Genomic DNA, 12,005 nt, shown 5'->3' with positions numbered 1-12,005 from the left:
GTTCTCCATTTTACCGATGAGACCTTATGCGTTTTCCGAGGACTCGAGTCTAAGATTCAAGTTATCTCCGGGTTGTTCATCTTCATCATCGAGTTCTTTCATCTCGATTTCCTCTTCATTGCTCGAAAGCATTTTCACGTCCATCCCAAGGCTTTGAAGCTCTTTAATCAGAACTTTAAACGACTCGGGAACGCCAGGTTCCGGCACATTTTCCCCTTTAACAATCGCTTCGTACGTCTTCACACGACCCACAACGTCGTCGGATTTCACTGTAAGAATTTCCTGCAGCGTATAAGCTGCACCATACGCTTCAAGAGCCCATACTTCCATTTCCCCGAAACGCTGGCCGCCGAACTGGGCTTTACCACCAAGCGGCTGCTGGGTAACGAGGGAGTAAGGTCCGGTTGAACGGGCGTGAAGCTTGTCGTCAACCATGTGGGCAAGCTTGATCATATACATGACCCCGACCGAAATACGGTTGTCAAAGGTTTCCCCTGTACGCCCGTCATACAATACGGTTTTTCCGTCCCGGGCGAGACCGGCTTCCTGAATGGTTTCCCACACGTCTTCTTCACGGGCACCGTCAAATACCGGTGTCGCCATGTGAAGGTTCAGGGAACGGGCCGCCATGCCGAGGTGCATTTCAAGAACCTGTCCGATGTTCATACGAGAAGGCACCCCGAGAGGGTTCAGCATGAGATCAATCGGTGTTCCGTCCGGCAGGTAAGGCATATCTTCCTCTGGAAGAATACGCGAAATAACACCTTTGTTTCCGTGACGGCCGGCCATTTTATCCCCTTCGTGAATCTTACGCTTCTGCACGAGGTACACCCGGACAAGCTGATTCACTCCTGGCGGAAGTTCATCTCCGTCTTCACGGTTAAAGATTTTTACGTCGAGTACAATACCGTCTGCCCCGTGGGGAACACGAAGCGAAGTATCCCGTACTTCACGGGCTTTTTCCCCAAAGATCGCGTGAAGCAGACGTTCCTCTGCTGAAAGCTCTGTCATGCCTTTTGGCGTTACTTTCCCAACAAGAATGTCGCCATCCTTCACTTCCGCACCGACACGGATAATACCGCGGTCATCCAGATCCTTCAGCGCTTCTTCGCCGACGTTTGGAATGTCACGGGTGATTTCTTCCGGTCCGAGCTTAGTATCGCGGGCTTCTGACTCGTATTCATCGACGTGAATGGAAGTATAAACGTCGTCTTTTACTACACGTTCACTCAGGATAACGGCGTCCTCATAGTTATAGCCGTCCCACGTCATAAAGGCGGTTAATACGTTACGGCCCAATGCCATTTCCCCATTGTCCATCGACGGACCGTCTGCAAGTACTTCGCCTTTTTCTATACGATCCCCGTCTTTTACGATCGGACGCTGGTTGTAGCTTGTTCCCTGGTTAGAACGGACGTATTTCATCATACGGTATTTGTCGATATCAGTTTCGACTTCTTTTCCATCCACATTTTCAATGCGGCGGATCCAGATTTCACGTGCGGACGCCCGCTCAACCACGCCTTTGTGACGTGCGATAATGGCAGCGCCTGAATCTTTTGCTGAAACATATTCCATGCCGGTACCTACAAGAGGCGCTTCCGGTTCAAGAAGCGGTACTGCCTGACGCTGCATGTTCGCACCCATCAATGCCCGGTTGGAGTCATCGTTTTCAAGGAACGGAATGCACGCTGTCGCAGCAGAAACTGCCTGCTTTGGCGATACGTCCATATAGTCAATTTTTTCTTTTGGAACGATCGTGTTATCCCCGCGGAAACGGGCAATAACTTCATCGTCGGCAAACGTGCCATCTTCAGCAAGTGAAGCGTTCGCCTGGGCGACTACGTAGTTGTCTTCTTCATCGGCAGTCAGGTAGTCACACTGTTCGGTGACCACTCCCGTATCCGGATCTACACGACGGTAGGCAGTTTCGATGAAGCCGAATTTGTTTACCTTGGCGTAGCTTGATAAGGAGTTAATCAAACCGATGTTCGGACCTTCCGGCGTTTCGATCGGACACATACGCCCGTAGTGGGAATAGTGCACGTCACGAACTTCAAAGCCGGCACGTTCACGGGTAAGACCGCCCGGTCCAAGCGCTGACAGACGGCGTTTGTGTGTCAACTCAGCCAGAGGATTTGTCTGGTCCATAAACTGGGAAAGCTGCGAGCTTCCGAAAAACTCTTTAATGGAAGCAATTACCGGGCGGATATTGATAAGCGCCTGCGGCGTAATGGAGCTTGGATCCTGAATGGACATACGCTCACGTACGACACGTTCCATACGGGAAAGCCCGATACGGAATTGATTTTGAAGCAGCTCCCCGACAGAACGGAGACGACGGTTGCCCAGATGGTCGATATCATCTGTCCGGCCGACACCGTGAAGAAGATTGAAGAAATAGTTAACCGAAGCAATCATGTCTTCAGGAGTAATATTCTTCGTATCATTATCAATATTTCCGTTACTGATTACGTTAATTTCACGGTCTTCGCCTTGACCGTCATCTGCATAAATCTTAATAGACTGTACGTCCAAATCTGCATCTTCCACCACTCCACCGGAAACGGTGTACCGTTTAAATCCAAGATTGTTTTCCAGGTACGGCATCAGACGGTCCAATGTCCGGCGGTCGAGCATCGTACCCGCTTCAACAATGACCTCTCCCGTTTCTGGATCAGCAAGCGTTTCTGCTAAACGCTGGTTGAATAAACGATTCTGGATATGAAGTTTTTTATTCATTTTATAACGCCCGACGTTTGCGAGATCGTACCGCTTCGGATCAAAGAAGCGCGTGTTTAATAAGCTCTTAGCGCTGTCCACCGTTGGCGGTTCTCCAGGGCGGAGACGTTCATAAATTTCGAGAAGGGCTTTTTCACTGCCTTCTGTGTTATCCTTTTCGAGCGTATTTCGCAGGTACTGGTCTTCACCCAGAAGATCGATAATCTCCTGATCCGAGCCAAACCCAAGCGCACGAAGGAGCACGGTAACCGGAATTTTCCGCGTGCGGTCAATACGAACGTGAACGACGTCTTTTGCGTCTGTTTCAAGCTCGAGCCATGCACCGCGGTTTGGAATAACGGTTGCAGTGTGGCCGCGCTTGCCGTTTTTGTCCACTTTATTATTAAAATATACGCTTGGTGAACGTACGAGCTGGGATACGATAACACGCTCAGCACCGTTTATCACAAAAGTACCTGTGTCGGTCATAAGCGGGAAATCACCCATAAATACTTCCTGCTCTTTTACTTCGCCGGTCTCTTTGTTCATCAGGCGAACCTTGACCCGGAGCGGTGCAGAATATGTGGCATCGCGTTCTTTTGATTCATCAATCGGATATTTAGGCTCCCCTAAATTGTAATCGATGAATTCAAGCACCAAGTTTCCGGTAAAATCTTCAATCGGCGAAATGTCCTGGAACATTTCGCGAATACCTTCATCTAGAAACCATTGATAAGAAGCCGTCTGAATCTCAATGAGGTTTGGAAGGTCCAATACTTCATTGATTCGGGCATAGCTTCTCCGCTGGCGGTGACGTCCAAATTGAATAAGTTGACTTGACAACAGATTCACCCCTCAAATCTCGCATGATATCCGCCCGTTTTAAAAACAAGCGTTTTTCCAAGGCAATTATCGGTAATATAGCTAAATAGTGATAAATGCAGAGACGCGTCGTCATGTAGACGGACGGCTCTTTCTGTTCTGATAAAAACGCCTGCGTATCAGAACACAGAGAACAGCCCGCGCACACTTCGTCGTTAAAAAAGCTTCACAAACCGAATAGCCAGTTTGAGAACGCTGATCGCTTCTCCCTGACTTATGTTGATTATCTTAAATGGAATTGTTTTTCCTAATACTTATTACGATCGATTCTCCCATTTCTCATTCGAGTGTGTTAGAATAAGAAGGAATCAAAAGCACAAACGTTCTCGTTGTAGTGGATAAGCTTGCTGTAACCGTAATTCAGCCCAGCCGTGAAGTGGCAAATAGAAAAGAAATGGATGATACTTCTTACGGTATCACCTGATTTAATAAGTAGAATATCACATGTAGTTTGGCGCGTATGGATACTTATACGCATTAAATTATAATACCATATCAAAACAGCACCGTCAACTTCTGATGGTGCTGTTTTATTTATTTACGTGCCCGAAAAATATAATAGCCTTTATTCTTTTTCACATTTTTCACGACCGGAAAAAGCTCATTAAGCTTTTCCTTCGCTGAAGGGGCGCCCTGCTTTTTTTGAATGACAATCCAGCATTCGCCCCCCGGCTTTAGTGCTCCATAAGCTTCTTCGAACAGCCGGTGTACTACTTTCTTTCCGGCCCTGATGGGTGGGTTTGTTAAAACTGCTGCCGCTCCGCCTTTATAGGCGCTAAACAAATCACTCTCCGCCGCCTCTGCGTTATCCAGCTGGTACCGCTGGATATTTTTCTTTGCCAGCTCCACGGCGCGCTGATTGATATCAAAAAGCAGAACGCTTCGGGTGGTTTCTTTGGCGAGAGTAACTCCTACTACGCCGTAACCACAGCCAACATCTACGATGTCCCCGTCTACCTCCGGCCATTCAAAGGTTTCAAGCAGGGTCTCCGTACCAAAATCCACCGTTTGTTTCGAGAAGACTCCGCTGTCTGTAATAAATGACCAGTCTTTTCCCCTAAGCTCTGCATGAATGACTTTCTCGTTGCTCGCCGCGCTTGGATTTGCATGAAAATATTGTTCACCGCTCATAGCATCGCTCCGTTCTAATTATTGGAATATTATCATAGCAGGGCCAGACAGTTTATTGCAACAAAAAACTCACCCGCACAGATGCGGATGAGTTTTATACGAAACTTACTTCAATTCGATAGAAGCGCCTGCTTCTTCGAGTTGACCTTTCATTTCTTCAGCGTCTTCTTTAGATACGCCTTCTTTCAACGTGTCAGGAGCTCCGTCTACCAATGCTTTAGCTTCTTTCAAGCCGAGGCCGGTAATTTCGCGGACAACTTTGATGACGTTGATTTTAGAAGAACCAGCGCTTTCGAGTACTACGTCGAATTCTGTTTGCTCTTCCTCAACGACTTCACCGCCGCCACCGCCAGCTGCTACTGGTGCAGCTGCTGTTACGCCGAATTCTTCTTCAATTGCTTTTACTAATTCGTTCAGTTCCAGAACGGACATTTCCTTAATCGCATCAATCATTTCTTGATTACTCATGGATAATCCTCCTCTTAATATTAATATTTAAGCCGATTTAAACGCCGGTTGGTTAGGCGCTCTCTTCTTCTTCTTTTTGCTCTGCCACTGCTTTTGTAGCCAGTGCGAAGTTACGGATTGGCGCCTGCATAACGCTAAGCAGCATAGCCACAAGTCCATCGTGGGATGGAAGGCTTGCCAATTCCTTGATCTGCTCCTGGGAAACAACGCTGCCTTCAATGACACCTGTTTTGATTTCCAGTGCTTCGTGATCTTTAGCGAAGTTGTACAACACTTTCGCAGGTGCTACTGCGTCTTCTTTGCTTGTCGCAATGGCTGTAGGACCTACCAGGTAATCGTTCAACTCGTCCTTCAGATTCACATCTTCTGCTGCACGACGCGCCATTGTATTTTTATATACTTTGAAGTCAACGTCTGCTTCACGAAGCTGCGCACGCAATTCTGTGATTTCCGATACGTCCAGACCACGATAATCCACCAGTACGGTCGATACGCTGTCTTTCAGCTTAGCCGCGATTTCATCAACAACCGCCTGCTTTTGTTCGATTACTTTGCTCATCCGTTCCACCTCCTGCCATTCTTTATTGTTTGCCGCCTGCAACCGCAGACACAAAAAATCTTCCTGTCCAATTAGCAGACACGAAGACACTACTCCCGTAAAACGCATTAAAACGTTCAATGTATAGGAATGGTACCTCGGCAGGACGTTTAAGTGCTTTGCACCCCTGCTGTCTGCGGCAACAATATAAAATTGTTGGCTGATCCGTCATTTAGTATAAATGGAAGCAGCACCCGGGTCAAGAGCTTTTTCAAGATCGCCCGGGAGCTGCCGGCAAACAAAGTATTACGGTTTAATTTATGCGAATTTCAACGACGAAGTGCTTACTTTTACGCCAGGACCCATGGAAGTCGTTACAGCAACGCCTCTCATGTACGTTCCTTTAGCAGCTGCCGGCTTTGCTTTTTGAAGCGCTTCGGCAACCGTGTTGAAGTTTTCCACCAGGCTTGCAGTATCAAAGGATACTTTGCCGATTGGCGCATGGATGTTACCGGACTTATCGACACGGTATTCCACTTTACCTGCTTTAATTTCTTCAACAGCTTTTGTAACATCCATTGTAACCGTACCAGTTTTCGGGTTAGGCATAAGGCCTTTCGGTCCGAGGGTACGGCCCAATTTCCCTACCTGGGCCATCATGTCAGGAGTGGCTACTACTGCATCAAAGTCAAACCAGCCTTGCTGCACGCGGTTCACCAGATCTTCTTCTCCTACATAATCAGCGCCGGCTGCTTCTGCTTCCTGAGCTTTTTCGCCTTTAGCAAAAACAAGCACGCGCTGGCTTTTTCCTGTTCCGTTTGGAAGTACAATCGCGCCACGGATCTGCTGATCGTTTTTACGCGGATCAATTCCAAGACGAAACGCCACTTCTACCGTTGCATCAAAGTTTACGATCGATGTTTTCTTCGCAAGCTCAATCGCCTCTTCAGCATTGTACTGCTGCTCCTGGTCGATGAGCTGCGCCGCCTCGCGGTATTTTTTACCTCTTTTAGGCATTGTTTTTCCTCCTTGTTGTGGTTTAACGGTAAGACCTCCCACTAGTAAAGGTTGCGAGCCGTCCCTTCGGCAAAAGCGTCAGAGGCGTCCACACAACCTTCAGCAAGGCAAATCTTTCAATTAGTCTTCAACGTTTAAGCCCATGCTGCGGGCTGTTCCTTCAACCATACGCATTGCTGAATCAACGTCAGATGCGTTCAAATCCTGCATTTTCGTTTCAGCAATTTCACGAACCTGATCCCGGGTTACTGAACCGACCTTGTTACGGTTAGGCTCACCGGAACCGCCTTTGACTCCAGCTGCTTCTTTAAGAAGTACAGGAGCTGGCGGAGTTTTCGTAATAAAAGTGAACGAACGGTCTTCATAGACACTGATTTCTACAGGAATGATTGTCCCTGTCTGCTCCTGTGTACGAGCGTTAAATTCTTTACAGAATCCCATGATATTCACACCGGCTTGACCAAGCGCTGGGCCTACCGGTGGTGCCGGGTTCGCTTTACCAGCCGGAATTTGAAGTTTAACAACCTTCTCGACTCTTTTAGCCACGCGACACACCTCCTTCGTCCGTGATGTGGTAGCCGGATACAATGTATCCTCCCACTCATTCTAAAACACCATGTGCTTTAGGCTGTGATATCTTTCAATACCAAACAGGATGATTTTATCACCTGCAGCCAAAATAAGCAACAGCTAATTCAAGAGTGGGCGAAAACAATAAGCCGGCTCTAGATTTTTTCTACCTGAGTAAACTCCAGTTCAACCGGGGTTTCGCGGCCAAACATGTTTACATAAACTTTGACCTTCTGCTTTTCTGCATTAATTTCTTCGACCGTGCCGGTGAAATCAGCAAACGGCCCTTCGGTAACCTTCACTGCTTCTTTAAGCTCAAAATCAACCTCTGCCTTTGGTTCCTTCTCGCCCATCTGACCGAGAATAGCATCCACTTCGTCCGGCAGCAGCGGCGTTGGCTTCGACCCAGCTCCTGTCGAACCGATAAACCCGGTTACTCCGGGCGTATTGCGGACTACGTACCAGGAGTCATCTGTCATTACCATTTCAACAATGACATATCCCGGGAAAACCTTTTTGGAGACTGTTTTGCTCTTCCCATTTTTGGTTTCCGTTTCTTCTTCCACAGGTACCAGTACACGGAAAATCTTATCCGTCATCCCCATGGACTCCACCCGTTTTTCCAGGTTTGTTTTTACTTTGTTTTCATAGCCCGAATAAGTATGGACTACATACCAGCTTTTTTCCATATCTAGAGTGGGAGCTAAGTCCCTTCCCTCCTTTATTCCAAACGTTCAACCATTACTACTCTAAAAATACACGAACAAGCTCAGAAAGCCCTAAATCGATAACGGAAAAATAGATCACAAAAAAGATGATAGTCAGTACCGTGACAATCGTATATTTCGTTAGCTCTTTGCGTGTCGGCCATGTAACACGCTTCATTTCCTGCCCTACTTCTTTGAGAAAGCGGATAGGGCTTTTTTTCGTACCCCCAGCCATGCAGCCACCTCCATCAACCGGTGTTTACGGTTATAGAATTATTAATATAAGGTCTCGTACGAACAAAGTATCTGCATCTTTTTCTGCATCGAATGTACCACCAGGCTTCTTTGCCCTGCTTGTTTTCAACCATTAAAAAAACAGCCGCTCCTAAGGGCTCTGCGGTCTGTTTGCTTTAGGTGCACATATATTTCTACCAATATCAATCATAAACAACTTCCCCACTATAATCAAGAAGAAATTGAAGTGCATATAAAAACCGGCGCTCGCGGTAAGCGCCGGTCCCTTCATAATTATTAGTTAGCTGACTGCGTTGGTGCTTTCTTTTTTCCCGGTTTGAACGCTCTGGTAGCGTCCACTGCTTCTTTCCAGCCTTCGTACAGTTCTGTTCTCGTATCTTCATTAATCTGCGGGTCAAATTGTTTCTCTTTTTTCCATTGCTTTTTTACTTCTTCTTTGCTGCTCCAGAAGCCAGTAGCGATCCCCGCTAAATATGCTGCTCCCATCGCAGTTGTTTCAATAACAGCCGGGCGCTCTACGGGCACTCCGACAATATCACTTTGGAACTGCATCAAGAAATCATTTGAAACAGCGCCGCCGTCAACACGGAGAGATTTCACTTCAATACCAGAGTCTGTTTCCATTGCGCCGAGAACATCTTTTGTCTGATACGCAAGCGACTCGAGGGTTGCTCTTACGAAATGCTCTTTTTCCGTTCCGCGGCTGAGTCCGAAAATAGCTCCGCGCGCTTCACTGTCCCAATAAGGAGCACCGAGTCCTACAAATGCCGGTACAAAGTATACACCGTTCGTATCATCGACGCGCTCGGCATATTTCTGGCTGTCCGGAGAGTTAGTAAACATCCGAAGACCATCCCGCAGCCACTGAATAGCCGATCCGGCTACGAAAATACTTCCTTCAAGAGCGTATTCAACTTTACCATCAATTCCCCAAGCAATAGTAGTCAGCAATCCATTATTTGAAGGCACTGGCTTATCCCCCGTATGCATCAGCATAAAGCAGCCGGTGCCATACGTGTTCTTTGCCATACCTTTTTCAAAGCATGCCTGGCCAAACAGGGCAGCGTGCTGGTCTCCTGCTACGCCGGCAATAGGAACTTCCTGACCAAAGAAGTGGTAGTCCACTGTATTGGCATACACTTCGGAAGAAGAACGTACTTCCGGCAGCATGCTCTTCGGCACTCCCAGAACATCAAGCAGTTCGTCGTCCCACTGCAGATCATAAATATTGTACATAAGCGTCCGGCCGGCATTGGTATAGTCCGTGACATGCGCTTTTCCTCCGGACAGCTTCCAGATGAGCCACGTATCGATTGTTCCAAATAGAAGATCTCCGTTATCCGCTTTTTCCCGGGCACCGTCCACGTTATCGAGAATCCATTTTACTTTTGTTCCTGAAAAATAAGCATCAATCAGGAGACCGGTCTTGTTTCGGAACATTTCCCCGTAGCCCTGCTCATTCAGCTCGTTGCAGATGTCCATCGTCTGCCGCGACTGCCATACAATTGCATTATAGACAGGGCGTCCGGTGTGTTTATCCCATACAACCGCTGTTTCACGCTGGTTCGTGATCCCAATCGCGTTAATCTCTTCAGCCTGAATATTGTTTTCACCAAGCACCTCTGCGAGTACTGCGAGGACAGAAGTCCAGATTTCCTGGGCGTTATGTTCCACCCAGCCGGATTTTGGGAAGTATTGCTTGAATTCTCTCTGCGCGGTGCCTACAATTTCTCCTTCTTTGTTAAAAATAATGGCACGCGAGCTTGTGGTTCCCTGGTCGATTGCTAAAATGTATTTCTTCTCCATCCGCCTCATCTCCTCTTTCGTATATAAATTGTATTAGTTTTTAACTTCAGGGTTGGACATGACTGTTTTCTCAGAACGTTTGCCCATATAGTACAGGCTTCCAAGGAAAACTGCTACGATGACCGAGTAAATCATTAATGCCACAGCGCCTTCTCCTAAGAAGAACGACCGGTAAACCATTGCACCAAACACACCGCCCGCAGCCGGAGCAACTACAGGGATCCAGGCGTAGGACCAGTTGGAATCTCTTTTACCCGGAATCGGCAGCAAAGCGTGCGCAATACGCGGGCCAAGGTCACGGGCAGGGTTGATAGCATATCCTGTCGTACCCCCGAGTGAAAGACCGATCGCTACGATTAGAAAGCCGACAATTAACGGGTTCAATCCTTCAGTAAACTGGTTGGCACCAATTCCCAAAATACCGCCGACAAGGACGGCTGTGCCGATGAATTCACTTAAGAAGTTATTAAACCTATTTGGAAGAGCCGGATCGGTCGAAAATACCCCGAGCTTTGTATTCGGGTCATCTGTTTCTTTCCAGTGACCGAGAAAGTGAAGATAAACTACTACGCCGCCTAGTGCAGCACCAATTAATTGAGCAATAATATAGCCTGGAACCTGGGCCCATGCGAATTCCCCAACAGAAGCAAGACCGAGCGTTACAGCCGGGTTAATATGCGCTCCGGAGAACTGGCCTACTGCGTAAACTGCCATTGCCACCGCAAACCCCCACCCAAGTGCTACAACAATCCAGCCTCCGCCCTGAGCTTTTGATTTGTTCAGGCTGATATTGGCAACTACGCCGCCGCCAAAGATAATAAGAATCATCGTACCGATAAGCTCTGCTAAATAAACAGACATTTCTTCTTCCTCCTTTTTTTATTAAAGCTTACTTATCGTCATAACGTTAGGCGGTTCGTCTTATTATTTGTTGCGGCGCCGCAAGACCCAGACCTTTAATCCCGGTTATTTTCCAGAAAAACGCTTTCATAATAATGAATAAAAATTAGCATGAACAACCGGAAATAACCGGGTGAGCCTAGAAAAAGCCGCACACGTATCCCAATGGAATGACTGGTGTGCGGCTTTCATATACTCAACCTAACGTATTAACTTAAATAAAGCTTACCACTACGAGAAAACGCTGTCAATAACTTGTCACATAATTATTTTTGATTTTTCTGAAATCAAAAAGCCTACAAACCCCGTCTTTCAAGAGATTAACGCATTCCACTCTTCACAATTTTCAAGTTTCCGCTTGATTCTCTGAAGCGCATTATCGATTGATTTATTTCTTCTGCCGAGCAGTCCGGACATTTCCTGATAGGAACGGCCATCGATGTACAGCTGCAGCACCTGCTGTTCGAGTTCACTCAGTACATTGCCAATTTTCGTTTCCATATCCTCCTGCTTCTCCCTGATAATCAGCAGATCCTCCGGACTTTTGGCGTGGGTCTCTACTAAAATATCGAGCAGCGGCCGTTCCGAGTCTTCCTCATACACTGGTTTATCCAATGAAATATATGAGTTCAGCGGCGAATGCTTCTGCCTCGTCGCCGTCTTTATAGCTGTAATGATCTGCCTCGTAATACACAACTCAGCAAAGGCACGGAATGAGGATAGTTTGTCTCCCCGGAAATCTCGTACAGCTTTGTACAGCCCTATCATTCCTTCTTGTATAATATCTTCATAATCTCCCCCGATGAGAAAATACGATCGCGATTTCGCCCGCACCAGATGCCGGTATTTCTCAATCAGTCGTTCTAACGCCTGGTTATCGCCTGCACGTGCAAATTCAATCAATATTTCATCTTCGGTTCGGGTAGTTTGACGTTGTTCCGGTTTCTTGAGGTCTGTACTCAATACAATCCCTCCGCCCATGCGCGTAGTAGTGTAAATATAGCAATCAT

Annotated in this window: 11 protein-coding genes and 1 other annotated feature; all 11 genes read right to left on the bottom strand. The window is 47.2% G+C overall.

The annotated features are described in order from the left end of the window. Nucleotides 1-24: 24 nt before the first annotated feature. The 11 genes from rpoB to sigH all read right to left on the bottom strand — a co-directional run bounded on the left by rpoB (nucleotide 25) and on the right by sigH (nucleotide 11,976). Nucleotides 25-3,564 carry a DNA-directed RNA polymerase subunit beta gene (gene rpoB, locus ACTRXH_RS13615; protein ID WP_474263634.1) on the bottom strand — a complete coding sequence of 1,180 codons (3,540 nt, stop codon included), beginning with the start codon at nucleotides 3,562-3,564 and terminating at the stop codon, nucleotides 25-27. Between the two features lie 573 nt (nucleotides 3,565-4,137). Beyond that, a complete protein-coding gene (locus ACTRXH_RS13610; RefSeq protein ID WP_474282599.1) occupies nucleotides 4,138-4,734 on the bottom strand; it encodes a class I SAM-dependent methyltransferase in 597 nt (198 codons plus the stop codon). A gap of 105 nt (nucleotides 4,735-4,839) precedes the next feature. Next, nucleotides 4,840-5,202 (bottom strand): 50S ribosomal protein L7/L12, encoded by a 363-nt coding sequence (gene rplL / locus ACTRXH_RS13605; protein ID WP_319630636.1) that lies wholly within the window; start codon nucleotides 5,200-5,202, stop codon nucleotides 4,840-4,842. Between the two features lie 52 nt (nucleotides 5,203-5,254). Next, nucleotides 5,255-5,761: a 50S ribosomal protein L10 gene (rplJ, locus tag ACTRXH_RS13600; protein ID WP_322527246.1), complete on the bottom strand. Its 507-nt coding sequence runs from the start codon at nucleotides 5,759-5,761 to the stop codon at nucleotides 5,255-5,257. Between the two features lie 43 nt (nucleotides 5,762-5,804). Next, nucleotides 5,805-5,958, bottom strand: a sequence feature (ribosomal protein L10 leader region). A gap of 100 nt (nucleotides 5,959-6,058) precedes the next feature. Then, entirely contained in the window at nucleotides 6,059-6,757 is a 699-nt protein-coding gene (rplA, locus tag ACTRXH_RS13595) for a 50S ribosomal protein L1 (protein WP_474263628.1), read from the bottom strand. A gap of 120 nt (nucleotides 6,758-6,877) precedes the next feature. Next, complete coding sequence (gene rplK, locus ACTRXH_RS13590) at nucleotides 6,878-7,303, bottom strand: 50S ribosomal protein L11 (RefSeq protein ID WP_022794455.1); 426 nt, start codon at nucleotides 7,301-7,303, stop codon at nucleotides 6,878-6,880. A gap of 179 nt (nucleotides 7,304-7,482) precedes the next feature. Further along, nucleotides 7,483-8,016, bottom strand: coding sequence for a transcription termination/antitermination protein NusG (nusG, locus tag ACTRXH_RS13585; RefSeq protein ID WP_091616735.1), 534 nt, complete (start codon nucleotides 8,014-8,016; stop codon nucleotides 7,483-7,485). Between the two features lie 55 nt (nucleotides 8,017-8,071). Beyond that, a complete protein-coding gene (gene secE, locus ACTRXH_RS13580) occupies nucleotides 8,072-8,269 on the bottom strand; it encodes a preprotein translocase subunit SecE (protein ID WP_474263626.1) in 198 nt (65 codons plus the stop codon). Between the two features lie 296 nt (nucleotides 8,270-8,565). Next, complete coding sequence (gene glpK / locus ACTRXH_RS13575; protein WP_474282597.1) at nucleotides 8,566-10,095, bottom strand: glycerol kinase GlpK; 1,530 nt, start codon at nucleotides 10,093-10,095, stop codon at nucleotides 8,566-8,568. 33 nt (nucleotides 10,096-10,128) lie between these two features. Beyond that, nucleotides 10,129-10,956: an MIP/aquaporin family protein gene (locus ACTRXH_RS13570; protein WP_474282595.1), complete on the bottom strand. Its 828-nt coding sequence runs from the start codon at nucleotides 10,954-10,956 to the stop codon at nucleotides 10,129-10,131. 351 nt (nucleotides 10,957-11,307) lie between these two features. Further along, entirely contained in the window at nucleotides 11,308-11,976 is a 669-nt protein-coding gene (sigH, locus tag ACTRXH_RS13565; RefSeq protein ID WP_474263619.1) for an RNA polymerase sporulation sigma factor SigH, read from the bottom strand. Nucleotides 11,977-12,005: the final 29 nt, after the last annotated feature.

Source organism: Marinococcus sp. LNHM5E3-2.1, assembly GCF_056034365.1.
Note: the sequence above shows the minus strand (reverse complement) of the source record. Positions and strands in the feature narration are given on the sequence as shown.